Origin of the sequence: Spirillospora sp. NPDC048819, from assembly GCF_040650055.1 — a bacterium.
Taxonomy (GTDB): Bacteria; Actinomycetota; Actinomycetes; order Streptosporangiales; family Streptosporangiaceae; genus Spirillospora.
On record NZ_JBEZGN010000010.1, the window covers coordinates 203,656 to 227,516 of the forward strand.

The window sequence follows — 23,861 nt, forward strand, 5'->3', positions numbered from 1 at the left end:
CTTCACGGACCCACAATGCTTGCCGTCGCCACTACATGGCGGCGTGGACTCTCCACCGGGCTGCTCACCGGCACCCGGTTCGTCGCCGCTGGGCTTGCCTGCATGGCAAGGCTTGTCGCCCTGGCACTGACCGTCACCCGCGCTGGGCGGCGCTGGATCGCTGTGCTCAGCGGTGGGTTCGGTGCTCTGGCACGACGTCCCTCCATCCGTGGGCCGGCCGTGGCCCGCCCCGCCGGATTCCCCCGTCCCGCCTAGGCAGGGCTTCCCGTCGCCGGTCGGCGGAGTGATGAAGGCGCGGGTCGACCGGCGCTCTGCGTTCGCGGCGTCCGCCACCGCGAGGACGCTCAGCGGCTTCGCGGACGGGCTGCCCGAGGCCATCGAACTCGGCACGCGGACGGAGGCCGTTCGCTCAACCGCCGTCTCGCCAAGGTCGCCCAGATCGCATCGCAGTTCATGCTCCGCGCGCGTCTTCGTACAAGCCGGCGAGTGCGTCGTCCAAGACAACGGATCTTCGGCCATGAGACGCAACGTCGCGTCCTTGGCGATCCCGCCCTGTGCGTGCACTCGGACCGTGTACGCCAACGCATCACCGGGGCCGGACGTCGTTCCCCCGGTCGCCGTCATGTCCATGAGTAACCGGACGGCGGCGGGGCGTCCGTCCGGTACGGCCTCGGCGGCCGGGCCGACGAGTGTCAGCGACGGTACGGCCAGTGCGAGCGATGGCACGGCCAGTGCGATCGCACCCCGGCGTGTCCTGCGGCGCCCCGATTGCACACGATCCCCTCTCGCGTTTGCTCTCTCCCTACGGCTGCCAGGGGGACGGCGACGCGGCGCCGGGCACAGACAGTTATTGCCATGTCTCCGCATGTGTAACGTGCATCACTCCAACAACACCCCCTCTTTCGCAGAGTGAAATGGGCTCTCCGTAGAATCCGGGTGAGTCCGAGGGAAGGAGACGGGGTGGCGGAGGCCGTTCGGTCACTGGAGCGTGCGTTCGACCTGCTGGAGCATCTGGCGGACGCCGGCGGCGAGATGGCCCTGTCGGAGTTGACGGAGGTCTCCGGGCTGCCGATGCCGACGATCTACCGCCTGATGCGGACGCTGGTGAACCAGGGCTACGTGCGCCAGGAGCCGTCCAAACGGTACGCCTTGGGCCCCCGGCTCGTCCGGCTCGGCGAGGGCGCCAGCCGCCTGCTGGGCACATGGGCGCGCCCGGTGCTGTCCCGACTCGTGGACGAGGTCGGCGAGACGGCCAACATGGCGGTGCTGGAGGGCGACGAGGCCGTGTACGTCGCGCAGGTGCCGTCCAAGCACTCCATGCGGATGTTCACCGAGGTGGGACGGCGCGTCCAGCCGCACTGCACCGGCGTGGGGAAGGCGCTGCTGTCACAGCTTCCCGACCAGCGGGTCCGGGAGATCCTCGGCCGCACCGGCATGGACGCGCACACGCCCAACACGCTCACCGACCCCGAAGCCCTGTTGTCCGAACTGGAACGGATCCGCGAGCAGGGATACGCGCTGGACGACGAGGAGCAGGAACTCGGCGTCCGTTGCCTCGCGGTGCCGCTGCGGGGCGCACCGGCGCTGACCGCGATCTCGGTGTCCGGCCCATCAGGGCGCATGACACGCGAGGCCGTCCCGAACTTCGTCCCCATCATGCGGGAGGCCGCCGAGCGCTTCGCCAAGGAACTGGGCCCGAACACGTGAAAGGCGAGACCATCACACGGATGGCCTCGCCTTCAACGGGCTGTCACGTCAACGGGCTGTCACGTCGAGGGACTGTCACGTCGACGGGCCGTCAGCCGTTGCCGTTCAGTCGAGGGGTTCGCCCACGAGGACGGTCGGACGCCCACCACGCTCCCAGGCGACGAAGTCGCCCGCGGCCTTGACGAGGACCGCGGCCATCCAGAGAGCCAGTCCGGTGTCGTCGGCGATGCCCGCGACGGGAATCATGTCGGGGATCGCGTCGATCGGGGAGACGATGTAGACGACGCCCAGGGCGAGCAGTCCGAGCGTCCCGAAGGACATGCCCTTGTAGTGCCCGCGAAGGACCGACTTGAGCATCCGCGGGACCGCGCGTACGCGCTCCCAGAGCCCAGGGGCCTCGGGTTCCAGGGTCTCGCGATAGATCTGCCAGGCCTGCCCTGCGGCGGCCGCACTGCGTTTCCTGTTCACGAGCACTCCTCATGCGAACGTTCAGAGGGCGCGCCCCCGCGGCGCCCACGCTTATCTAGGACGCGGCAAGTGCCGGAAATGTTCCGCCGCACCGATCATGAGGCCGGTGTCACAGCCGTCCCGTCCGGACCTATGCGGGACCGATGACGGAACGATCGCGAAACGCCCCGGACGGACACTGACCTGGCCATGCGACCCGAGTCACCTCAGGTGAGTTCTTCATCACTCGTGGGCGACGCGCAGCGGGTTCACGGTGTGTCGGCCCCCGTCCGCTGGCAGCATGGACCGTCGCGGGAGGAGCGCCGCCTCCCCCGGCGCGACCGGCATCGCCCGTCGACCATCGCAGGAGCCGAACTATCCGATGAGCGGCAGTATCTGGTGAGCGGCATGTCTGATGAGCGGCAGAATCTCATGAGCGGCGACAACTGATGAGCGGCGACCGTACGCATCACCCCGTCCATGGCACCGCAGGGGGCGACCCCTACGTCGCGCTGCCCCCGACCGCGGTCGACGGGACCGCCACGGGCCCGACCCGGCTGATCGTGGCCTGGCCCGGCTTCGACCCGCCGCGCACCGCGAGGGCGCTCGCGTCGTCGATCCCGATGACGGGCGTACCGGTATGGCGGGTCTACCTCGATATGCCCGCCAGCCCGGCCGGCGGGCTCGGATCGGGCTCGATCCTTCAGACCGAGGCCATCGAGACGTACTGCGAGGCGGTCGAGAACGCCGCGCAGCGCCTCCCCGCCGCTCTGGCGGACATCCGCCGCGACCTCGCACTGCCGGACGGCCCCATCGGCCTGGTCGGCTTCAGCGCGGGCGGCGCCGCCGCACTGTTGGCCGTGGCGCGCGACGTCGTACCGGTGAGCACCATCGCGCTCGTGGCGCCCGTCGTGGCGCCCTCACGCGCCGCACGTGCGGTGGAGAAGCGCTCCGGCCTCGAACGGTCCTGGACCGACCGCGCCGCCGCGCTCGCCGACCGGCTCGACCTCGGCGCCCTCGCCGCCGACCTCGCCGGACGGGACGTCGCGACACTGCTCATCGGCGGCGCCAAGGACCGCGTCGTCCCCGCCCGCGAGATCACCGCCCTGCGCGACGTGCTGCGCCGCCACGCCATCGGCCCGGTGGAGTCCACCACGTTCCGCATGGGGCATGCTCTGGCCGCGGAACCCGGCACCGAGGCCCGCGCACCCATCACCGAGGCCGTGCGCGTGGACGGCGTCCTCACCGACTGGTTCCGCGAACGCCTCGCCACCCCATCGCCGTCCACACCGGCGGACACCACCCGCCCGGCGGACGCCCAACCTATGGACGCGGCCGCCGAGGAGGCTCAGCCGGTGGACATCGGAAGTGGGCCGGTGGACACCGGACATGGGCCGGTGGACACCGGGCATGGGGCCTGGTCCCTGGACGCGGCCGACGGCGTCCGCCAGGCGCAGGACACGGTCGAGGCACGTCACGCAGAGTTCAGCACGGGACGCTGAACCCCACAGACCACCGAACGATGCAGAGCGCTGAACCGGTGCAGGCCGAGTCGGCGAGCGTGTGGGCCCGGCCGGCGAGCATGTGGGCCCGGCCGGCGGGCGCGGTCGGGCGCCCGCCGGGCGGGTACATGCGTTCTCGGGGATCAGCCGCGCGACAAGACCTCGTACCGGACGGGGATGACGCCCGCGCCCGTGCCGCCGACCTTCTTCATCGCGGCCCTGGAGAGGTCCAGGCAGCGTCCGCCGGCGTACGGTCCGCGGTCGTTGATGCGGACGGTCACCGAACGGTCGTTGTTCTTGTTGGTCACGCGGACCTTGGAGCCCATCGGCAGCGTCTTGTGCGCAGCCGTCAGTTCGCTCGGGTCGAACGGCTCTCCGCTGGCGGTCATCTGACCCTGCCAGTAGTAGGAGGCCTCGCAAGAACCCGACTCCACGACCTTGTTCCGCTTCTTCTTCTGCTGCTTCTTTTCAGCTTCGGGCACGTGGCCCGCCTGGGTGTCGGACCCGCGCTTCGAAGTCTTCGTCTTCGTCGGTGACGGCTCCGGTGAGCGGGGCTTGCCGCGGCTCGCCCGCGGCGGTTCGGATCGCGGCCGGTCCGCCGGCGGTGCCGTGGCCCGCGGCGCGGTCTGCGCGGCTTGCGCCGACTTCGCGGTGCCCTTGCCGTCGCCGTTGACCAGGGCGAACGCGCCCAATGCGAGAACCGCGGCGGTGGCACCGGAGATGATCATTATCGTGCGTAGGCGTGCTCGAAGAAGACGCCTGACAGGGCTACCCACAGAGGTGTCCTTTGGTTGGGGACAGGGCCCCGGACGCCCGGCGTGTCGTACCGCCGTTCTCGCGGCGCGTTCAGGCGACGTCGATCGTCCTCGTCCTCGTCCCCGAATCCCCCGCCGCCCGCGGGCTCACTGGCCCGCCTCCGCACCGATCCTCAAGGCGCCTGCGCGTCATGGTCTTCATGGCGCTTGCGCGTCATCGCGGTCACGGCGTCCGGCAGGTGCGGCTGGAAAGGCATCTTCACTTTTGATCTCTAAGACGCCGCACAAGTCCTTGACCGTACGTTGTGTCCCGCGTGAATCGTGCCGCAGGCCCCTGATTTGTGGGGTTTGTCACCCGACCTTTTGCCCTCCGAAGTGGATCAACCGCATGGGGTAACCAGCTCGGAAGATCGTATTTACTCGCCCAAGAAGGTGTGATCTCGGACAAATAACAAACGCTTGGTCACAACACGGCGAGGCGTCCCGCGGATGCCGTCGCCATCCGCGGAACGCCTCGTTTCCTTGCCGGTTCAGCCGAGGCCGGGTGCCCCCGGCAGCCCGACACCGGAGGCGTCCAGGAGGGACACCGGGGCGTCCAGCGGGCCGTCCAGCGGGCCGTCCACCGGCCCTGCGACGCGGTCCTGCGCCTTCAGTACCTGCACCACGTGACCGACACCGCTCTCCGTCTCGTCGAGGCCGAGACCGGCCTGGTTGACCGCCTTGTTCGCCTGGCCGAGGACGTCGTCGGCCGGTCCCGGCCGCGTGTGGCGTGCGGCCGACGGGAAGAGTGTCGTGCCGGCCGGCAGCCCGGCGGGGAGCACGGAGCCGAGCGCGGACGGGAGGCTCGGCAACACCGTGCTCAGCGGCGCCTCGGCGTAGCGGCCGTTGGGAAGAGCGGTGCGCCCACCTGGGAGCCCGCCGAGGTTGGTGACATTCCCCAGGAGCGTCTCGGACAGGTCGTTCACGGTACCGGGCGGGACGGGCAGCGCGTCCGCGGCCGGACGGCGGTCGGTTCGGGGCGCCGACCGAAGGCAGTCGCCCTTGGGAAGCGCGCCCAGCGGGGTCTTCTCAGGGACCATCAGAGCGGTTTCCGGAAGACTGGTTCCAGCGTCGGAGTTGACGGCCTTGCCCGGGTTCAGGGTGCATCGTGCCGAGCGGAGGCCGGGCCCGGCCGGGGCGCCGCGAAGGACACCGTCGGCCATTCCCGTGGTCTTCTCCGCGGTCTGCCCGGCGAGGATGGTGACGGGCTCGGGGAGCGTCTGGGCGACCGGCGCGGCCGCGGCGTACGTCTCGTAGAAGAGTTCGGTGGACGGACCGGGCGCCGCGTTCGCCGGCGCGGCCGCGACCGCGAACGCGGCGGCGACCGGAGCGAGGACGGAGACGCTCAGCAGATTCCTGACGGATCGGTTCATGCTTCCCCCCGGGGGTTTCGGATTGACCCTGCACGTGTGATGTGCGCCCGTACGGCTTGCAGAATCCGGCGCACCGTCGACCGGCGACATTAGTACAGGCCGGAGGCGTACACGGCCAATTGGAGAAGCAATTGGTAAACGCGATATAGATCTACGGAATTGATCGGCGACATCCCCACGCGAACAAATGGCGACAAGGTCCGACAAAGTCATCCCAGAGACGCGGAACCGCCATGCGAACCGAGGGGCGCGAAAGGCACGCCACCCCCTAGACGCGACCCCGCGGACCGCGACCCCGGGTACGCGAACGGGGTACGCGAACGGGGGACGCGAACGGGGGACGCGAACGGGGTACGCGAACGGGGGACGCGAACGGGGGCGGCCCGGTGGGCGCCCCCGTTCGGCTTGCGGGTCGGCTACTCTGCGGCGCCGCCGAGGGTGATGGCGTCGTCGACCTCGGTCTTGCGGGCGGCGAGTTCGGCCGCGTACCGCTCCTCGTCGACCTTTTCGGCGATCTCCTCGTCCTGCTCCATCAGCGCTTCCAGGTCGGCCTTGGCGTTGTCGAGGACGCCCATGTCCGCGTAGGCGGCCTGCACCTTGTCGCCCCAGAGCCCCACGTCCCGGACGCACGGGACGATCCGGCTGAACAGCAGCGACTGATAGAGCGTGTACATGTCGGAGTTGTCGACGAATTCCATGCACTTGTCGACGGGCATGTCCAGCTGCTCGAAGACCTCGCGTCCCTTGAAACGGTCCCGCATCAGGTAGCAGCCCTCGACGACGAACTCCTCACGCTCGGCCCGCTCCTTGTCGGTGAGCTCGGCGTAGTAGTCCTTGAGCGCGAGCCGGCCGAACGCCACGTGCCGCGCCTCGTCCTGCATGACGTAGGCGAGCAGCTGCTTGACCAGCGGGTTCGTCGACATGTCGCGGTAGAGGCCGAACGCGGCGAGGGCGAGGCCCTCGATGAGGACCTGCATGCCGAGGTAGGGCAGATCCCACCGGCTGTCCTCCAGCGACTCGGCGAGCAGCTTCGCCAGGTCCTGGTTGATCGGGTAGTACATGCCGATCTTCTCGTGCACGAACTTCGTGTACAGCTCGACGTGCCGCGCCTCGTCCATGGTCTGGGTGGCGGCGTAGAACTTGGAGTCGAGGTCCGGGACGGACTGCACGATGCGCGCCGACACGTTCAGCGCGCCCTGCTCGCCGTGCAGGAACTGGCTGAACAGCCACGAACCCTGGTGCCGCCCGAACTCGTCGCGCTCCTTCTGCGACATCCTCTCCCAGATGTCGGAGCCGAAGAGCGGGTTGAAGTTCTCCGGCAGGCCGGCGACGTTGTTCGGATCGACCTCAAGGTCCCAGTCGATGCGCTTCTGCGCGTCCCACTGCTTGTCCTTGCCCTTCTGGTACAGGTTCAGCAGCCGGTCGCGGCCCTCGTCGTACTCCCATGTGAAGCGGGTGTCACCGGACATCGGGACGTTCCACGTATCCGTCGGGACCGGCGTGGAGTAGAGGTCGTAGGAACTCACGGGGGATCCTCCTCGGGGGGATGACGCCGCACGAACGCGACGCGGGTGTGCTCCGCCCACGGCTTTACATACCTTCGTAACATGTAAAGCGCCACGAGGCCAGGGTCATGCGAGAACCCGGTCGACTTCTCGGCCGTGAAAGGCCGAGAAGGACGGCTGAGGTTCCTCGCCAAGGATCGCCGACAACTCCCCTCGGCGACGACGGACACGGTCACACTGCGGACGCAAGGCGAACCGCCCGCCCGACACATGTGGACGCGGCGCACCGTGTGGACGCGGCGCACCGTGCGTGCGCGGCGCACCGTGCGTGCGCGGCGCACCGTGCGTGCGCGGCGCACCGTGCGTGCGCGGCGCACCGTGCGGGCGCGGCGCACCGTGCGTGCGCGGCGCACCGTGCGGGCGCGGCGCACCGTGCGTGCGCGGTGAAGGCACTGGTCGCCCAGGACGCGGTGGACGGGCTCGCGCGCGGGTGGCGGCATGTGGAGGCGGCGGGCCTCCTCCTCGGCCTCCTCCTCGGACTCCTCCTCGGCGTCGTCCACGGACTCGGCCATGACGTCCGGTGGCCGTCACGGACGGGGGCCGTCAGCGGGATTGGAGGGCGTCCAGGCCCACGGCCTGGGCGATGACCAGGCGGCGGTCGAGGCGCGGATCCTTGATGTCGACGACGTAGCGGTCGCGGATGCCGAACTTCTTGTCGACCGAGAAGACGACCTGGTCACCGGCGTAGAAGTCGAAGTGGTACGGCCAGGCGAACGGCAGGGCGTCGACGTAGGGGATGATCTGCCAGACGCGGCGCAGCACCGCGATGGCCTTGTTGCGTTCGCTGCCCGTGGTGACGCCGAGGCCCGGCTGCTCCAGGTGCCAGGTGGAGGCGAGCAGCGACTTCTTGAAGTCCTTGCGGAAGACGCCGATCGGCTGGCCGTGCGCGTCCGTGATGTCGTACGCGGACGCGAGGTCGATGCGCTTGCGGGCCTTGAACCCGAGGATCGGACGGGTCTTGGCGTCGTCCGCGTACAGGGTCACCTGCTCTTTGAACGCCAGGCGCTTCTGCTGCGCGAACGCGAGCAGCTCGCCTTCACCGCCGCCCGATGCCTCGGCGTGCACCTCGTACTGATTCACCATCAGGCGGATCCGCTGCCGAATCAGCAGCCGGTTCTGCGCCTGAAGCCGTTCCTCGTCCAGCGGACTCACCCGTTCTGTAGCGTTCTGCGGAGTCTGGCACAGACGAGTGCCCCAGTCAGGACTCTTCGATGTGCGAGGCCAGATAGCCGTGGATCAGCCGCTCCGCCTCGGCGACGATCATCGGGTCGCCGTTCGGGTCGCTGCGGAACGCCATCTTCAGCACGGCGTCGCCCGCCTCCACCGAAATGGCGAGGGCGGTGGCGAGGCCCGGTGTGTCGCGCAGGTCGAACGTCTCGACGATCACCCGGCGGAGCCGGTCGGCGACGACCGCGTTGTTGTCGGCGTCGGAGTCGAGCAGGTTGACGTCCGCGACGTCGCCGAACCGCAGCACCCGGAAGCCGGGGACGGTGCGGTGCATCTCCACGAAGATCTCGATGATCGCACCGACCGTGTCGGACCAGTCGGCGAAGTCGTCCTCGGCCAGCCGCGCCGAGATCCGCTCCCCGAAGACCTCCAGGTTGCGCAGGGCAAGGGCCTGCGCGACCGCACGCTTGTCGGGGAAGAACTGGTACACCGAGCCGATCGCCACGTCGGCGCGCTGCGCGATGCGCGTCGTGGTGAGGCCGTCGTAGCCGTCCTCGTCGAGAATGCCCGCGCAGGCGTCGAGCATCCGCTGGACGCGTTCGGCGCTGCGGCGCTGGGCGGGACGACGGCGGAGCGGAGTCCGGATCTCGGTCACCCCACCATTGTCACCCGAACGTGACGTCCCTCGGCATGCGCGACCTGCCCTTGCCCACCCCCAGGTCATGGGAGTCTTCCGTGCACACCACCCGAGCACCTAATATCCGAAAGCTATTCGCATTTGGCCAGGGCATGGGAGAGAGACGCGATGTGGCTTCCGGAAGGCTTCCGCTGGGGTGTCGCCACCGCCGCCTACCAGGTCGAGGGCGCGGTCGACGAGGATGGGCGGGGCCCGTCCACCTGGGACACGTTCTCCCGCACGCCGGGACGCGTCCGCGACGGCCACACCGGCGACGTCGCCTGTGACCACTATCACCGCTGGCCCGAGGACGTCGCGCTCATGGCCGGTCTCGGCGTCGACTCCTACCGGTTCTCGATCGCGTGGCCCCGCGTCCAGCCGTCCGGAAACGGCCCCGTCAACACTCGGGGACTCGACTTCTACGACCGTCTGGTCGACGGACTGCTCGCCGAAGGCATCGCGCCCGCCGCGACTCTCTACCACTGGGACCTCCCCCAGCCCCTCGAAGACGCAGGCGGCTGGATGGAACGTGACACCGCCTACCGGTTCGCTGAATTCTCCTACCTCGCCGCCGAGCGGCTCGCCGACCGCGTGGAAATGTGGATAACCCTGAACGAGCCGGTGGTCGTCACGGCCTACGGCTACGCGTTCGGCGTCTACGCCCCCGGCCGGACGCTCATGCTCGACGCGCTCCCCACCGCGCACCACCAGCTCCTCGCCCACGGACTCGCCGTCAACGCCCTGCGCAGCCGGAACGCCCGCAAGATCGGCCTGACGAACCACTACTCCCCGGCCTGGGCCGCGTCCCCCGCCGACCAGCCGGCCGCGGACGCCTTCGACGGGTTCATGAACCGGCTCTTCACCGACCCCGTCCTCCTGGGCCGCTACCCCGGCATCATGGACGACGCGCCGTTCGTCCGTCCCGAGGACCTCGCCGTCATCGCCTCCCCCATCGATTTCCTCGGCGTGAACTACTACCAGCCGACACGGCTGACCACGCCCTCCGAGGGCCCGCTCCCCTTCGAAATCACCGAAGTCACCGAGTACCCCACGACCGGCATGGGCTGGCCGATCGTCCCCGACGCGTTCCTTTCACTCCTGCGTACGCTCGCCTCCAGGTACGACCTGCCGCCGCTCTACATCACCGAGAACGGCTGCTCGTTCCCGGACGAGATCGGCCCGGACGGCACCGTGGACGACTCGTCCCGCATCGACTTCCTGGACACCCACATCAAGGCCATGCGGACCGCCATCGACGAGGGCATCGACATCCGGGGCTACTACGCGTGGTCGCTCCTGGACAACTTCGAATGGTCGGAGGGCTATCACCCGCGCTTCGGGCTCGTCCACGTCGACTACGAGACCCAGAAGCGCACACCGAAGAACTCCTACACCTGGTACCGGGACCTCATCGCGTCCTCCCGAAAGCCCGCCGAGTCACGATGACCCCCCTGGACAGGGCGACGGCACAGGCGGGCAAGGCGGCACAGGCGAGCAAGGCGGTGGCATGCTCTGCGCATGGACACCCCGGAATCGCTCGCGGACGTGCGGGCCCGCATCGACGGCATCGACGGTGAACTCGTCCGGCTGCTGGCCGAACGGCAGGACCTGGTGCGGGCGGCGGCCGCGTTCAAGGCCGACGAGCAGGCCGTCCGCGCGCCCGACCGGGTGGAGAAGGTCGTCGCGCTGGCACGCGAGCGCGCCGCCCGCGCTGGCTTGGCACCGGAGGTGGCCGAGTCGGTGTGGCGAGCGATGATCAGCGCCTTCATCGACCTGGAACTCACGGAACACGGAGCGCGCGTGACGGGCGGCCGGTCTGGGACACGGTGTCAGGACGCCCGCGGATAGTCTGCTCACGCCGCTCATGCCGTGGAGGTCCCGAATGCCCGACCCCCGTCCGCTGCGTCCGAACGATCCTCGCGAGGCCGGCGGGTTCCGGCTGACCGCACGGATCGGGGAGGGTTCCCAGGGCAGTGTGTTCCTGGGCGAATCGGGCACCGGTCAGCAGGTGGCGGTGAAGCTCCTGCACGCCGACTTCGGACGGGACGCCCGGGCACGCACCGGTTTCGAGCGGGAACTCGCCGCGGCCCGGCGCGTCGCCCCGTTCTGCACCGCGCCCGTCCTCGCCGCGGAGGCCGACGGGGACACGCCGTACATCGTCAGCGAGTACATCGACGGGCCGTCGCTGCGTGACCTGGTCTCGGAGCGCGGAGTGTTCACCGCCGCCGACCTGACCCGGCTCGCCATCGGCACCGCGACCGCGCTCGCGGCGATCCACGACGCGGGCGTCGTCCACCGCGACTTCAAACCGGCCAACGTGCTGCTCGCCGCGGACGGCCCGAAGGTCATCGACTTCGGCATTGCCCGGCCGCTGGACGCCACGTCCGCGACCATGACCGGTGCCGTCGGCACGCCCGCCTACATGGCGCCCGAGCAGGTCGCCGGGACCACCGGCGGCGCGCCGCTGGACATGTTCGCGTGGGGCTGCACGATGGCGTTCGCCGCGAACGGGGTCCCGCCGTTCGGCCACGACTCCGTGCCGGCGATCATGCAGCGGATCCTGTACGGCGAGCCGGACCTGGGCGCCCTGACCGGGGACCTGCGCGATCTGGCGGCGTCCTGCCTGGCCAAGGACCCGGCGGCGCGTCCGACCGCGCTCCAGGTGCTGCAGCGGCTACTGGCCGCCGGACCGGACGCGAACCTCCTGGCGGAGGGCACCTCAGCCGCCGCCCTCCCCGTTGCCCCGCCACCGCCACCTCCGGCAGTTCCGCCGTCCCCCGCAGGGGCGTCTCCGTTCGCGCCGCCGGACAGCGCGGGATCTCAGTTCGCGTCACCGGTCAGCGCGGGGTCTGCGTTCTCGCCCCCGGATGGCGCACAGCCTCCGTTCGCGCCACCGGATGGCGCGGGGCCGGCTGAAATGTTTCCGCCCGCCGTGCCGCCTCCGCCGCAGCCTCCGCCCCAGCCTTCGCCCCAGCTTCCGCCACCGCGCGAGTTTCCGTATTCCACGCGTCCGTCGGCTTCTGGACGGAGCGGCCGTCCGCTGCTGATCGCCGCCGCGGCCGTGGCCGTTGTGCTGCTGGGCGCCGGCGGGGTCGTCGCCGCGGTCCTGTTCAGGGACGGCGGGAAGCCCGGTACCGAAGGCGGGACGCCGGTGGCCCAATCGGGCCCCGCCACCGCCGCCACCACTACCGCTCCCGGCTTGAACGGCTGCAGCTACAAGCCCGTCACCGACGGGCGGGTGAAGGACGTCGGGACGCCGCCCGTGTCATCGGCCCTGCCGACCGGCGCGACCGTCAAGACCAACCTCGGCACACTGGAACTGGAGCTGGACGCCGAGAAGGCGCCGTGCGCGGTGAACTCCCTCGCCCACCTCGCGAACCAGCAGTTCTACGACAACACAACCTGCCACCGGCTCACGACGAATCCGACACTGAAGGTCCTCCAGTGCGGCGATCCATCCGGCACCGGAACCGGCGGGCCCGGCTACGAGTTCGCCAACGAGAACACGACCGGCGTCCGCTACATCCGGGGGACGGTCGCCATGGCCAACGCCGGCCCGGGCACCAACGGCAGCCAGTTCTTCATCCTCTACGAGGACGCACCGGATCTGCCCGCCGACTATCCCGTCATCGGCCGCGTCACCTCCGGCATGGAGGCCGTGGACAAGGTCGCCGGTGCGGGGGTGGCCACCGGCGGCGACGACGGCGAACCGAAACAGAAGATCACCATCACCGAGTTCCGCACGCTTGCCGGTTAGCCCCGACACGCTCCCGAGGCGGCTTTGCGGTCTCGCATGGCATGCTGCGGCTTACCGACTCCGGCCTTGGTGGGGTTGACGTGGATCTATATGCGGCGTTCGCGGACGTTGCGCGTCCTGCGGAACTGCACGGATGCCCGTGTTGCGTCGCCTCCGACGAGGGGCGGCCGCTGCTCGCCCGTCCGCTCCGCGACCTCACCGCCGAAGATCTGGCCCGGTACGCGGCCAAGGCTTTGAGTACTTGGGGCGGCCCAGAGGATTTCCGCTACTTCGCGCCGCGCCTGCTGGAGTTGGCCGCCGACGACGCCTTCGGATACCGGCTGGACGCGGAGGTCATCTTCATCAAACTCGGTGAGGCGGGCTGGCGGGACTGGCCGCAGCGCGAGGCGATCGTCGACTTCTTCCACGCGTTCTGGACGCGGACGCTGGCGGCCTTTCCTGCCCGCCCCTCCGTGGGCACGGCCCTTTGCGCCCTCGGCGGCGCAGGTGCCGATATGGGCCCCCTGTTGGACGAGTGGGGCACGCTGACGTCCGAACAGGCGATCAGGCATCTGCACGAGTTCGTCAGCCTGGACATGGTCTGGCGACATGGCCGTCCGCGGCTGAGCAACGCCTTCTGGGACACCTCGTCCCGTCCGTCCCGGCAGGTCATCGCGTGGCTGACCGGCGGTCCGGCGGCCGGGGCCGTCAGCGCCGCCTTCGCTCGGATGGAGGGCGAGGCGGCGCTGCATCTCCTGGCCGAGATCGACTCCCGGGTCAGGCCGCCGGACTCACCCTGACACATAGGCCGGGGTCGGGACGGGTCGCGTGGTGCGGCGGCGGAAGTAGTGGACGGTCAGGACCGCCAGCAGCGGCCCCCAGGCGACGAACGGCGCATAGGCGAAGGTCATCACCGCCGCCGCGAACCCGTCCGGGCTCTCGGCGGCGGACATCGCCCCTGCCCAGTTCGAGGCTCCCGCTATGCCGATGAGAGTGACCGCGGCCGCGCCGAGCGACGCGGTGCCGACGGCGAAGGAGATGGGCACGCGGCGTCCTCCGACCAGGGGGCACCAGCGCGGGAAGACCTCACCCCACGGCCGCACCAGCCCGAACGCGAGCAGGGCGAAGAGCTCCGCGATAATGCTGAGCGCGAAGACATAGGGCGTCCCGAACGGATGCGGAAAGTCGGCCAGCTGGCTGCTCTCGGCAAAACCCACCGGCACACCGAGGCCGAGAGCTATACGCCACAGTCCGGACGGCAGCACCGTGAACGGGATGATGTGGGCGATGCGGTCGGCCCACGGGGGGATCGGACGAGCGGTGGTCATGGCGCGTCCTCCTTTGCGCTCGTTCGCGCGTATGTGCGCATGTGCGTATGTGCGAAGTTCCAAATGCGCGGACGCCCAAATACGCGAATGTCCAAATGCGCGATGTCCAAATGCGCGGACGTCCAAATGCGCGGGTGCTCCCCATGTTCTTCGGGACGCGCCGCCCGTGACCTCCCTCCCAGGGCCCGGCGCCCTCCCCCTCGCGGGTGAATGCGACAGGACTAACCGGTCGTCACCGCGCGTTGTACAAGACGGCCGCCCGCACCCTGACCAGGAAGAAGCCCCCGATGGTTCTCAAACGCCCGTCCTTCCTGCCGTCGCTGGACGAGCTTGAGCAGCAGGCTCAGAACCGCTCGTCCCAGCGCGGCCGTCCCGGATCCCACTTCGACCATCCGACGGCCAAGGCCGTTTTCCTCGCCATCCTGGTCATCACCGTCATCGCCCACATCGTCGGCGGCATCGTCTTCCTCGTCATGAGCGGCTGACCGGGCCCGGACGCCGATCTCAAGGCCCGCGGCGGCCCGCCGGCCGGCGACGTGTCGAGACATGGTGGATCATGTGGTCATGGACCGCACGTTCGAGGACCTGGTGGCCGAGGCCGAGGACGTTTCCCCGGCCGGCTGGGACTTCTCGTGGCTCGACGGCCGGGCGACCGAACAGCGTCCTTCCTGGGGATATCAGCGCCTGATGAGCGAGCGGCTGGCTCATGCCGACGCGGCCTTGGACATTCAGACGGGCGGCGGCGAAGTGCTGGCCGGAGCCGCCGAATTCCCGCCGACAATGGTCGCCACCGAATCGTGGCCTCCGAATGTCGCGAAGGCCACCCGGCTGCTGCATCCCCGAGGGGCGGTGGTCGTCGCCGACCCCGACGAACCGCCGTTGCCGTTCGCCGGCGAGGCGTTCGACCTGGTGGTCAGCCGTCACCCCGCCACGGTCTGGTGGACGGAGATCGCCCGCGTCCTGGCCCCCGGCGGAACGTACCTCGCCCAGCACGTCGGCCCGGCCAGCGTGTTCGAACTGACCGAGTTCTTTCTCGGACCGCAGCCACAAGCGCGGCGGAAACGCCATCCGGACACCGACACCGCCGACGCCCGGGCCAATGGCCTCGACGTCGTCGATCTCCGTTTCGAACGGCTGCGGATGGAGTTCTACGACATAGGCGCCGTCGTCTATTTCCTGCGCAAAGTGATCTGGATCGTCCCAGGCTTCACCGTTGACGCCCACCGTGATCGTCTGCGGGAACTGCACGAGCTGATCCGGCGCGACGGCCCGTTCGTCGCCCACTCGTCCCGCTTCCTCATCGAAGCCCGCAAGCCCTTCAGCTAACTAACTAGCTAGCGGAAGCGGGACGCCCCGCGCGGGCGGGCAACCGGCCGGAGGACGTCGTTCAGCGGCGCGGGGCGCATTCGGGCGCGTCGGCCAAGGTCACGTCGAGCGTGCCCAGCGGGTCGGCCAAGAGCGCGGCGAATCCCAGTTCGGCGGCGCCCGCCAAGGTGGAGTCGTAGCCGAGCGCGGCCGTCCGGAGCGCGACACGTTCACGGGAGACGGGCAGGACGCTGGCGTTCACGCGGGCACTGACCTCGGGCGCGGACCCCCGGTAGATCTCGCTCAGCATGCCGCCGAAGACGACGACTCCGGGATTGAACAGGTTGATCAGGTTGGCGACGCCGATGCCGAGCCAGTCGCCGACCCGGTTCAAAGCCGCGCGGGCGGCCGCGTCACCGTTCTCCGCCGCCTCCACGACGGCCCGCACGCCCTCGCGGCCGATCGGCCCGCCGGTGCGTCCGGCCGCCTCCAGCAGCGCCGATTCGCCCACCTCCGCCTCCAGGCAGCCACGCGAACCGCAGTTGCAGGGACGGCCGTCATACGGATTGACGATCATGTGCCCGAGTTCGGCGGCGTAGCCGTCGTCGCCGTCCAGCAGCCTGCCGCCGACGATGATGCCGCCGCCCACCCCGACGTCCCCGTGAAGGTAGACGAGGTTGCGGCTGCCGACGCCCGCACCGCGTTGGTGTTCGGCCAGTGCGCCGAGATGGGCTTCGTTTCCGACGGCGACGGGCAGCCCCAGTCCCAGGCGCCGGCCGAGAGCCGGGCCGAAGTCGACGTCCGTCCAGCCGATGGTGGGTTCCAGGCGCACCCTCCCGTCGGCGGCCCCGATCAGGCCGCAGTACGACGCGCCGACGCCCACGCATTTCGCGCCCGCGGGAGCGGCGGCAACGAGCGCGCCACCGAATTCGGCGAGGGCGGTGACCACCTCGTCCAGGTCGTCCTGGCTGCGGCGCCGCACCGTCTCCTTGCGCTCCAGCACCGCGCCGCCCAGCCCGACCCTGGCGGCGACCAGCCGGTCCACCGCGACATCGAAGGCCAGCACGTACACCTGGCTGGTCGCGGGACGCACCACCAGCGACGGCCGGCCCGCCCGGCCCGTCGTCGCCGAAGTCTCCTCGCGCACCAGGCCCGTCGCCGCGAGCTTGGCGATCAGCGTCAGGATCGTGCTCCGGTTCACGCCCATCCGGTCGGCCAGCTCGGTGCGCGACACCGCCCCGTCCCGGTGCACCTCACGCAGCAGAACGCCGAGTCTGCCTTGCCGAGCCGCCTGCGGAACCTGCCGCCCCGTGCCGGTAACGCCCGGCAGGAGAGAGGACGACACGGCTCCCCCTCTCACAATGCGACACCACCAAGTTACCCAAACAACCGCGCTCGGGGGCCGTCCGCCCGGCTCCCTCGTCCTGGCGTGCGACGGCGCAGACGCTCGACATACCAGTGATACACCGGCCGATTTGGGCAAGCCAGACACACCTGGATGGAGCCGTAAAGATTCCGTAAGCGGGTTGCGCCAAGCTACAGGCAGTTGAGGGGTAAGGCCGCAGGCCAGACGGATCCACCGTCCTCACCTCAGCCGAACACGAACGATTTCGAACCCGAAACCGAACTCTCGAACTCGAACTCGAACTCGGAAGGGAGCGTCCCCGTGCGCAAGTTCAAGCTTCAGGTGCAGACCAGCGTCGACGGCTATATGGCAGGCCCGAACGGCGAGATGGACTGGATGACCTTCCCCTGGACGGACGACATCAACACCTACATCGACGCGCTCACACAGCCGGTCGACACCATCGTGCTGGGGCGCAAGCTCGCCGAGGGGTTCATCCCCGCCTGGGAGTCCGGTCCCGAGGGCGAGGACCAGGAGTCCATCGACTGGATGAACAACACGCCCAAGGTCGTCATCTCCGCCTCGCTCACCGAGTCGCCGTGGAAGAACGCCACCGTCGCCGGCGGTGACCTCGTCGACACAGTGAACCGGCTCAAGTCCCAGCCGGGCGGCGACATGATCGCCTACGGGGGCGGCACGCTCGTGGCGAACCTGATCGCGGAAGGGCTGCTCGACGAACTCCACCTGTTCGTCAACCCGACCGCGCTCGGCGCCGGGATGCCCGTGTTCCCCAAACTGGACGCCCACCAGCGGCTTCATCTGGTCACGGCACGCCCGTTCGACTGCGGGATCACGGCCTTGCACCTCGAACCGAAGCGGTCCTGAGCAGGCGGCCACACCACCGCGGCCACGGACGGTCCGACGTGAACGGCACCTTCGCCGAGCCCGCGCCACATCCGCGCGTCACTCGCCCTCCGGAGCCCAGTCAACGGTGCCATGTTCGCCCTCCAGAGCCGTCATCGGTGGATCGCTCGCCACCGAGCCCGGCCACCGGGTGCTCGATCGTCCTCCGGAGCCGTCATCCGTGGATCGCTCGCCTCCGAGCCCGGCCACCGCTGCTCGACCGTCCTCCGAAGCCCGCCAACGGTGCCTCGTTCCCCCACACCGGAGCCGTCATCCGTGGATCGCTCGCCTCCGAGCCCGGTCATCGGTGCTCGATCGTCCTCCGGGGCCCGGCATCCGTGCGCCGCCTACATTCCAAAGCACCGTCGCCGTGCGTCGCTCGCCTTCCAAAACACCGTCGCCCGTGCGTCGCTCGCCTCCGAGGCCGGTCATCCGTGGGTTCGGGCGAAGCGTTCCCGGTAGGCGGACGGGCTGAGGCCGGTCTGGCGCCGCATCTGCGCCCGCAGGTTGGTGGTGCTGCCGAGGCCGCTGGCCCTGGCGACCGCGTCCAGCCTGGGCTCGCCGCGTTCAATGAGGGTGCAGGCAAGGGAGACGCGTTCGGCGGTGAGCCAGGCGAGCGGGGTGGTGCCCAGCTCGGCCTGGAACCGCCGGTGCAGGGTCGCCGGGCTGACGGCCGCCCGGGCCGCGAGGGCGGTCACGGTCAGCGGACGGTCCAGACGTTCCCGCGCCCAGCCGAGCAGGGGCGCCAGTGACGTGTCCGGGATCCTGGGCACAGGACGTTCGAGGAACTGCCGCTGACCACCGTCACGGTGCACGGCGAACACGAGGCGGCGGCTCACCGCGTTCGCCACCTCGGCGCCGTGGTCACGGCGGACGATGTGCAGGCCGAGGTCGAGCGCGGCGGCGCTGCCTGCGGAGGTCAGGACGTCGCCGTCGTCCACGAACAGCACGTCCGGCTCGAGGCGCACGGCGGGGAAGCGGGACCGCATCAGCTCCGCCCAGCGCCAGTGCGTGGCGGCGCGGCGTCCATCGAGGACCCCCGCCGCCGCCAATGCGAACGAGCCGGTGCAGAAGCTGACCAGCCGGGCGCCGCGCCGGGCCGCGCACCGGACGGCGTCCAGCACGGCCGGCGGCGGATCCACCTCCGGGTCGGGCCGGTTGGGGACGATCACCGTGTCGGCGTGCTCCACCGCCGCCAGGTCCGCGATGCCCGACATGGTGAAGAACCCGGCGTGCATGACGGCCCGGCCGCCCGCGGCGCACAGCGCGAAGTCGTACCACGGCCGTTCCAGTTCCGGACGTCGCAGGCCGAACAGCTCGGTGGCCACCCCGAGTTCGAACGGGTTGGACCCGGCGTCGACGATCATCACCACACGGTGCGAGGATTCTTGCGGCATACGCTATTCCTAGCACTCACGACCGCCCTGCACAGGACGGCAGGGTGGCCGGATGAGCACTGAACCGATCGAACTGGAGGCCGCGCTCGCTTCCTTCACCGCGCTGTGGAGCCCCCGCATCGTCACGCGGGTCAACGACTACGACGTCCGGGTGGCCAAGGTCGAGGGTGACCACGTCTGGCATGCCCACGACGACACCGACGAGTTCTTCCTGGTGATCGACGGCGAACTGACCATCGCCCTGCGCGAAGTCGGCCCCGGAGGCCCCGGAGGGCCCGGAGGACCCGGGGGGGAACGCACAGTCACCCTGCCGAAGGGCGCGGTGTTCGTCGTCCCGCGCGGGACGGAGCACAAGCCGTCCTCACCCGGCGGGGCGTCGATCCTGATGTTCGAACCGACCGGCACCCTGAGCGTGGGCGACCGCCATGAGACCGTCCCGTCCCATGTCGACGCCACCACCGGGCACGCCCTCACCTCACCCCGGCCGTAGCCCGCCCGACGAGGACGAGTGCCTCATCCAGATGCACGGGTTCCGGTTGCGGTTCCGCTTTCGGTATTCGGTATTCGGGGGTCGGGGGTTCGGGGCCGGGTCGAGTTCGATTTCGGCTCGGTGAGGCAATGTGCCGAGCAGGCGCCTTATGCGAGACCGGCGCCTGCGAACTGCCGCTCCCGCCGCTCCCGCCGCTCCCGCCGCTCCCGCCGCTCCCGCCGCTCCCGCCGCTCCCGCCGCTCCGGCCGCTCCGGCCGCTCCGCGACGATCACTGGTGATCCGCGGCGAGCAGCCGGTATGTGGTGCCGCTGCTGCCCTGCACCCACGCGTCGGGCAGCGCCGCGGCCAGCGCGTGCTGGGCACGCCAGCCGGTGCAGTGACCTGGGACGACGAGGCTCGGGGCGAACTCGGTCAAGGCGTGGACGGTGGGCGCAATGACCGGTTCGAAGGCCGGGCCGCCCAGGTGCAGCCCGCCGACGAGGGCGTGCAACCGGTCCACTCCCGTCAACCGCCGCGCATGCCGGACGATGTTGATCGCGCCGGCGTGACCGCAGCCCGTCAGCACGACCAGGCCCCGATCGCGGACGTTCACGATGAGAGCCTGATCATCGGTCACCAGCGGGTCGTGGACCCACTCGGTACCCGTCCAGGCCTGATGCGGGGGCGGCATGCCGTGCTCGAACTCCGTGGTGCGGTCCACCTCGCCCGTGATCAGCACACTGCCGTCCAGCAGGAGCGAAGGCTCACGGCGTTCGACGACCTCGAAGCCCTCTCCGTCCAGCGCCCGCTTGCTCAATGTCGGGAGGTGCTCCGTCTCCTGGCCGGGCACCGCGAACCGGCGCTTCGTCCACGCCTGCGGGTGCAGCACCATCGGCAACGACCGGACGCCGCGCCCACCCGCCAGCCCGGCCAGCCCACCCGCGTGATCGAAATGACCGTGGCTGAGCACTACGGCCTGGATGTCACCGAGATCGATCCCGAGCCGTCCCGCGTTGGTGACCATCGCGTGCGGGGACAGGCCGGTGTCGAACAACAGCGTGTGCGAGCGACCGGCCCGGCGCACCGTCACCAGCGCCGAGAAGCCATGCTCCGCGATCATCCCGGTGGGGGTACGCCCATCCTCGAACTGCGGCGCCTCCACCACGCCCGCACCGAAGCCGACCCGGCGGGTGCGTTCGTCACTCGTCAGCAACGCGTCGTAGACGTTGTCCACCAGGGTGACGATCTCGACCTCGTCCACCGGCTCCAGCGCAATGGGGTCGACCGCCGCCCCCGCCGCCGGACGCGGCATGGCCGCCACTGCTTCCCCTGGTGTGCCCGCTGTCTCGCACATACCAGCACCCTAACCTCAGCGACATCAGCCGATCTCTTCACCGAGGGCGAGTGGGAGTGGGCGCAGAGGGTGCGGAACCCTTCCGGCCGAGGTAGTGGCCGAGGTAGCGGCCGAGCCGCCGCGTAAGAGCCGATGTCCGTCTGCGCACCGGTAGCCGGGTGGGCTCAGCTTCCTGGCATGTCTGCACTGCCCCGCTTGTCGGACGGGGGTGCATGTTCGCGGCAGTACCAGAACGCGTTGGACGGATGGCCCGCCCAATCGGGTGGAAGATCCGGCATATCGCCGAAGTACACCAGCTCGAAAGCCGCAAGATCGCCGTCCGTCCGATCGCACAGGTGGCAGCGAGGTGGTTTCACCAATGCCGGCTCCTTCCGGTTGCGGACGCGCTTCCCGGCCGGTCGGGTGTCCGAGGTCTCGCGTGGGAGCACGTCCGGACGTTCATTCTCGCGCGGGAACGAGGCCCGGAGTGGAGGCTTGCCGCCTTCACTCCGGGCCCCTGGGAGCCGGCAGATCGCGGGACTACCCGGCCGAGCAGGTTGGGGTCATTCCCGTTCCGCTACCGGTGCCCTGAAAGCCGAACTCGGTCGACTGGCCAGGAGCGATGGAGCCGTTGAAACTGACATTCGTGAACTGGATCGTGCCGGTGTTCCCGCTACGGTCGGCGTTCCACGTGTTGGTGATGCCGGCACCCGACGGTAGGGGCACGGTGACCGTCCAGCCATTGACCGGCGAGGAACCCGCGGTAACGCGCACGGTGGCGACGAAACCGCCCGTCCATTGGTTGATCGACACCGAGGCCGAGCAGTTTCCGGCCGGCGGGGTGGTTGGCGGGGTGGTCGGTGGTGTGGTGGGCGGGGTGGTCGGCTCGTCGGAGAGGGCGGGGGTCTGCCAGTCACGCCATTGAGCCAGGTTGCCGGCCTTACTACTTGAGATCCTGAACGTGCCGGAAGCATCGCCCGTCTTCAGCAGGAACTTCTGGATGTTCGCCTGCAAGGGCGCCTGCCACTCGGGCCGGTCAGCGCAGTGGCTACCGTCCTGAATGTCGGACCAGTAGGTAATGTTGCCGCCCGCACCGAGCGCCTTGTAGACCTCCGCTCCGGCCAGGGCCGCGACACTCCCCGACCTGGCGGCCAGCCAATCAATGTGGGGGTTCTCCATGATGAACAGGCCGCGCGGCGCGATCATGGCCACGACCTCATGCGTATCCACCGGCAGCGTGTTCGGATTGCCGGTGAAGGAGCCGAACGCGTCACCAAGCCACGGCTGCTCTTCATACGCACTGCTCAGCGGCTGCGCACCGCTCTCCCCGGGAATCCCGCGGAAGATGGGAACACCAGCACTGCCCGACTCGATCGGCATGGTCAGAGCAATGCGCTGATCGAACGCACCGGCGGCGAAGGCGCCCTTTCCGTAGCGCGAACATCCCGTGACGCCTACCGCATCCGCCTTGAGGACGTTGCCACCCGACTGCTCGATGACATCGATGATCCGGCTCGCGCCCCAGGCCCAGGCGGCCAGCAGCCCGGTGCTGCTCGTGGCGCCATAGATGCTGTAGAACGCCCCTTGTTTGTTACTCCGTCCTGTGCCCTCTTTCCCAACCGCGAGGGGGTCGTAGTTGATGACGGCGGCACCGGAGGACCTGATGGTGTTCGTGTCCGCTCCAAATCCCCCCAGCACAATGACGGCTGGGAAAGGCCCGGTACCGCTCGGCAATTGGACGCCCGCTGAGAAGCTGGCACTTCTGCCGTTGTGCGACACATTGACAGTGATGTTGTTATTCGAGACCGTCCCGGTGACGCTTGCCGGCTTTGCGGGCTTCTCGCCGTAGACGTACCGCTCCGCCAGTTCCTTGATCTCCGCCCGCCGGCACCGCCAGTCGGACTTGGTGGTGATACGCGTACCGTCCAGCTTCGTGAACGGGTCGGGAAGCTTGGAGTCGGCGGGCAAAGAGCCCGGGAGAGTGACTGAGCAGTCGGCACCCTCGTCTTCAACGGGCGAAGCGGCCACGAAACCGCCGGCGGCGGCCTCGGCGATTGTGGTTCTCGCCAATACCTGTACCGCTCCAGCTAGCACAAGCGCCGCCATCGCCAGCATGACGATCGTCGCACGCAACTGAGAACGGCCCGAGCCGATGACCACTGGGACCCTCCTTCCGGGAGGCGATGAAGGCTGCGCAGCGATCGCTGATCAAAGATGTCGACAGCCCCGAGTTTCAAACGAGGCAGCAAGACATGTCAATGAAACCCGGAGATGCTTTCATTTCCTTTCACAGCCCACCGAGCCACGCGCAGCCCGACGACCGTCAACGGCCACCTGATTCGCCACGACCTAATGATCACCTCCCTCATGAGAGCCCTCCACTTGCGCCGGGCAGCCCGGCGACCCCCCGACGTGGCCAGTGCCAAATCTGCCGAACTAAGAACGTGTCTCAAGTGGGGATTTTGGCCAGCTAACTTACTTGTAGCAGGTGATGGTGGCTGCGAGGACGAGGAGGGCGTTGAACACCTGGCCGTGGCGTTCATGGCGAACGGTCAGGCGCCGATAGCCGAACAGCCAGGCCAGCGTGCGTTCGTCCTTCCAGCGGTGGCGACCCAGCCGTTCGCTGGACTCAACGCCGACCCGGGCGATGCGCTGGCACGATCCCGCCGTCTGCACAGCCAGGCCAGATGCTCGGCGGAGTTGCATGCCCCTTGTAGGCGCGAACTCTCACCGGTCCCCGACGGCATGGTCCGCGCCGCGATCGGATCGGCGGTAACGCGTAACGCGTTCAGAAAGGTTTGAGTCCGCCGACTT

At 69.5% G+C, this 23,861-nt stretch carries 23 protein-coding genes and 1 pseudogene; 10 read left to right on the top strand and 14 right to left on the bottom strand.

What is annotated here, in order from left to right:
- Positions 1 to 960: 960 nt before the first annotated feature.
- On the top strand, positions 961 to 1,707 hold the full coding sequence (locus tag AB0C35_RS16950; RefSeq protein ID WP_358456197.1) for an IclR family transcriptional regulator: 747 nt from the start codon (positions 961 to 963) through the stop codon (positions 1,705 to 1,707).
- Between the two features lie 105 nt (positions 1,708 to 1,812).
- Here AB0C35_RS16950 and AB0C35_RS16955 read toward each other — a convergent pair whose 3' ends face one another.
- A complete protein-coding gene (locus AB0C35_RS16955) occupies positions 1,813 to 2,175 on the bottom strand; it encodes a YkvA family protein (RefSeq protein ID WP_358456199.1) in 363 nt (120 codons plus the stop codon).
- Positions 2,176 to 2,603: 428 nt separating this feature from the next.
- On the opposite strand from AB0C35_RS16955, the gene AB0C35_RS16960 reads away from it, so the two are divergent.
- The gene (locus AB0C35_RS16960; RefSeq protein ID WP_358456202.1) at positions 2,604 to 3,656 is read left to right on the top strand and encodes a hypothetical protein; all 1,053 of its coding nucleotides are present in this window, start codon (positions 2,604 to 2,606) and stop codon (positions 3,654 to 3,656) included.
- Between the two features lie 143 nt (positions 3,657 to 3,799).
- On the opposite strand, the gene AB0C35_RS16965 is transcribed toward AB0C35_RS16960, so the two are convergent.
- From AB0C35_RS16965 to AB0C35_RS16990, 6 genes are all read right to left on the bottom strand, one after another.
- The gene (locus AB0C35_RS16965) at positions 3,800 to 4,384 is read right to left on the bottom strand and encodes a septal ring lytic transglycosylase RlpA family protein (RefSeq protein WP_358456204.1); all 585 of its coding nucleotides are present in this window, start codon (positions 4,382 to 4,384) and stop codon (positions 3,800 to 3,802) included.
- Positions 4,385 to 4,941: 557 nt separating this feature from the next.
- Complete coding sequence (locus AB0C35_RS16970) at positions 4,942 to 5,823, bottom strand: hypothetical protein (protein WP_358456207.1); 882 nt, start codon at positions 5,821 to 5,823, stop codon at positions 4,942 to 4,944.
- A 416-nt stretch (positions 5,824 to 6,239) separates the two neighbouring features.
- Positions 6,240 to 7,349, bottom strand: a complete 1,110-nt coding sequence (locus tag AB0C35_RS16975; protein ID WP_358456210.1) for a ferritin-like domain-containing protein — start codon at positions 7,347 to 7,349, stop codon at positions 6,240 to 6,242.
- The gene (locus tag AB0C35_RS16980; RefSeq protein ID WP_358456213.1) at positions 7,346 to 7,888 is read right to left on the bottom strand and encodes a hypothetical protein; all 543 of its coding nucleotides are present in this window, start codon (positions 7,886 to 7,888) and stop codon (positions 7,346 to 7,348) included. Before AB0C35_RS16980 ends, AB0C35_RS16975 begins: the two co-directional genes overlap by 4 nt.
- A gap of 43 nt (positions 7,889 to 7,931) precedes the next feature.
- A complete protein-coding gene (locus AB0C35_RS16985) occupies positions 7,932 to 8,540 on the bottom strand; it encodes a hypothetical protein (protein WP_358456215.1) in 609 nt (202 codons plus the stop codon).
- A 46-nt stretch (positions 8,541 to 8,586) separates the two neighbouring features.
- Positions 8,587 to 9,210 carry a TetR/AcrR family transcriptional regulator gene (locus AB0C35_RS16990; RefSeq protein WP_358456218.1) on the bottom strand — a complete coding sequence of 208 codons (624 nt, stop codon included), beginning with the start codon at positions 9,208 to 9,210 and terminating at the stop codon, positions 8,587 to 8,589.
- 150 nt (positions 9,211 to 9,360) lie between these two features.
- Between AB0C35_RS16990 and AB0C35_RS16995 the strand changes: the two genes are divergently transcribed.
- From AB0C35_RS16995 to AB0C35_RS17010, 4 genes are all read left to right on the top strand, one after another.
- Positions 9,361 to 10,677: a GH1 family beta-glucosidase gene (locus tag AB0C35_RS16995; protein WP_358456221.1), complete on the top strand. Its 1,317-nt coding sequence runs from the start codon at positions 9,361 to 9,363 to the stop codon at positions 10,675 to 10,677.
- 72 nt (positions 10,678 to 10,749) lie between these two features.
- On the top strand, positions 10,750 to 11,079 hold the full coding sequence (locus AB0C35_RS17000; RefSeq protein WP_358456224.1) for a chorismate mutase: 330 nt from the start codon (positions 10,750 to 10,752) through the stop codon (positions 11,077 to 11,079).
- A gap of 34 nt (positions 11,080 to 11,113) precedes the next feature.
- Positions 11,114 to 12,988, top strand: coding sequence for a peptidylprolyl isomerase (locus tag AB0C35_RS17005; protein WP_358456227.1), 1,875 nt, complete (start codon positions 11,114 to 11,116; stop codon positions 12,986 to 12,988).
- An 80-nt stretch (positions 12,989 to 13,068) separates the two neighbouring features.
- Entirely contained in the window at positions 13,069 to 13,767 is a 699-nt protein-coding gene (locus AB0C35_RS17010; RefSeq protein WP_358456230.1) for a hypothetical protein, read from the top strand.
- Here the strand turns inward: AB0C35_RS17010 and AB0C35_RS17015 are convergent.
- On the bottom strand, positions 13,759 to 14,295 hold the full coding sequence (locus AB0C35_RS17015) for a hypothetical protein (protein WP_358456233.1): 537 nt from the start codon (positions 14,293 to 14,295) through the stop codon (positions 13,759 to 13,761). The two genes, AB0C35_RS17010 and AB0C35_RS17015, sit on opposite strands and share 9 nt — an antisense overlap.
- A 287-nt stretch (positions 14,296 to 14,582) precedes the next feature.
- On the opposite strand from AB0C35_RS17015, the gene AB0C35_RS17020 reads away from it, so the two are divergent.
- Both AB0C35_RS17020 and AB0C35_RS17025 read left to right on the top strand, forming a co-directional pair.
- Positions 14,583 to 14,780, top strand: a complete 198-nt coding sequence (locus AB0C35_RS17020; RefSeq protein WP_358456236.1) for a hypothetical protein — start codon at positions 14,583 to 14,585, stop codon at positions 14,778 to 14,780.
- 79 nt (positions 14,781 to 14,859) lie between these two features.
- The gene (locus tag AB0C35_RS17025; protein WP_358456238.1) at positions 14,860 to 15,621 is read left to right on the top strand and encodes a class I SAM-dependent methyltransferase; all 762 of its coding nucleotides are present in this window, start codon (positions 14,860 to 14,862) and stop codon (positions 15,619 to 15,621) included.
- Positions 15,622 to 15,682: 61 nt separating this feature from the next.
- On the opposite strand, the gene AB0C35_RS17030 is transcribed toward AB0C35_RS17025, so the two are convergent.
- Positions 15,683 to 16,945 (bottom strand): ROK family transcriptional regulator, encoded by a 1,263-nt coding sequence (locus AB0C35_RS17030; protein WP_358456239.1) that lies wholly within the window; start codon positions 16,943 to 16,945, stop codon positions 15,683 to 15,685.
- A 321-nt stretch (positions 16,946 to 17,266) separates the two neighbouring features.
- Here AB0C35_RS17030 and AB0C35_RS17035 point away from each other — a divergent pair, with 321 nt between their 5' ends.
- Complete coding sequence (locus AB0C35_RS17035; RefSeq protein ID WP_358456241.1) at positions 17,267 to 17,830, top strand: dihydrofolate reductase family protein; 564 nt, start codon at positions 17,267 to 17,269, stop codon at positions 17,828 to 17,830.
- A gap of 446 nt (positions 17,831 to 18,276) precedes the next feature.
- Here AB0C35_RS17035 and AB0C35_RS17040 read toward each other — a convergent pair whose 3' ends face one another.
- Positions 18,277 to 19,245: a helix-turn-helix domain-containing protein gene (locus AB0C35_RS17040; RefSeq protein ID WP_358456242.1), complete on the bottom strand. Its 969-nt coding sequence runs from the start codon at positions 19,243 to 19,245 to the stop codon at positions 18,277 to 18,279.
- Between the two features lie 52 nt (positions 19,246 to 19,297).
- Here AB0C35_RS17040 and AB0C35_RS17045 point away from each other — a divergent pair, with 52 nt between their 5' ends.
- Positions 19,298 to 19,735, top strand: a complete 438-nt coding sequence (locus tag AB0C35_RS17045; protein WP_358456243.1) for a cupin domain-containing protein — start codon at positions 19,298 to 19,300, stop codon at positions 19,733 to 19,735.
- Positions 19,736 to 19,881: 146 nt separating this feature from the next.
- Here the strand turns inward: AB0C35_RS17045 and AB0C35_RS17050 are convergent, their stop codons facing one another.
- The 4 genes and pseudogenes from AB0C35_RS17050 to AB0C35_RS17065 form a co-directional block, all read right to left on the bottom strand.
- Positions 19,882 to 20,007 carry a hypothetical protein gene (locus AB0C35_RS17050; RefSeq protein ID WP_358456245.1) on the bottom strand — a complete coding sequence of 42 codons (126 nt, stop codon included), beginning with the start codon at positions 20,005 to 20,007 and terminating at the stop codon, positions 19,882 to 19,884.
- Positions 20,004 to 21,068 carry an MBL fold metallo-hydrolase gene (locus tag AB0C35_RS17055; RefSeq protein ID WP_358456247.1) on the bottom strand — a complete coding sequence of 355 codons (1,065 nt, stop codon included), beginning with the start codon at positions 21,066 to 21,068 and terminating at the stop codon, positions 20,004 to 20,006. The genes AB0C35_RS17050 and AB0C35_RS17055 overlap by 4 nt, the downstream gene beginning before the upstream one ends.
- A 519-nt stretch (positions 21,069 to 21,587) precedes the next feature.
- Positions 21,588 to 23,207: a cellulose binding domain-containing protein gene (locus tag AB0C35_RS17060; RefSeq protein ID WP_358456249.1), complete on the bottom strand. Its 1,620-nt coding sequence runs from the start codon at positions 23,205 to 23,207 to the stop codon at positions 21,588 to 21,590.
- A gap of 375 nt (positions 23,208 to 23,582) precedes the next feature.
- A pseudogene (locus AB0C35_RS17065) lies at positions 23,583 to 23,699 on the bottom strand (IS5/IS1182 family transposase); the annotation flags it as partial.
- Positions 23,700 to 23,861 lie beyond the last annotated feature (162 nt).

Bases quoted from the DNA above. Each gene is read 5' to 3' on its own strand.
- AB0C35_RS17015 (WP_358456233.1), bottom strand. From the start codon at position 14,295: ATGACCACCGCTCGTCCGATCCCCCCGTGGGCCGACCGCATCGCCCAC.
- AB0C35_RS17005 (WP_358456227.1), top strand. From the start codon at position 11,114: ATGCCCGACCCCCGTCCGCTGCGTCCGAACGATCCTCGCGAGGCCGGC.
- AB0C35_RS16995 (WP_358456221.1), top strand. From the start codon at position 9,361: ATGTGGCTTCCGGAAGGCTTCCGCTGGGGTGTCGCCACCGCCGCCTAC.
- AB0C35_RS17000 (WP_358456224.1), top strand. From the start codon at position 10,750: ATGGACACCCCGGAATCGCTCGCGGACGTGCGGGCCCGCATCGACGGC.
- AB0C35_RS17045 (WP_358456243.1), top strand. From the start codon at position 19,298: ATGAGCACTGAACCGATCGAACTGGAGGCCGCGCTCGCTTCCTTCACC.
- AB0C35_RS17025 (WP_358456238.1), top strand. From the start codon at position 14,860: ATGGACCGCACGTTCGAGGACCTGGTGGCCGAGGCCGAGGACGTTTCC.
- AB0C35_RS17055 (WP_358456247.1), bottom strand. From the start codon at position 21,068: ATGTGCGAGACAGCGGGCACACCAGGGGAAGCAGTGGCGGCCATGCCG.
- AB0C35_RS16960 (WP_358456202.1), top strand. From the start codon at position 2,604: ATGAGCGGCGACCGTACGCATCACCCCGTCCATGGCACCGCAGGGGGC.
- AB0C35_RS16965 (WP_358456204.1), bottom strand. From the start codon at position 4,384: ATGATCATCTCCGGTGCCACCGCCGCGGTTCTCGCATTGGGCGCGTTC.
- AB0C35_RS17020 (WP_358456236.1), top strand. From the start codon at position 14,583: ATGGTTCTCAAACGCCCGTCCTTCCTGCCGTCGCTGGACGAGCTTGAG.
- AB0C35_RS16970 (WP_358456207.1), bottom strand. From the start codon at position 5,823: ATGAACCGATCCGTCAGGAATCTGCTGAGCGTCTCCGTCCTCGCTCCG.
- AB0C35_RS17040 (WP_358456242.1), bottom strand. From the start codon at position 19,245: ATGCCGCAAGAATCCTCGCACCGTGTGGTGATGATCGTCGACGCCGGG.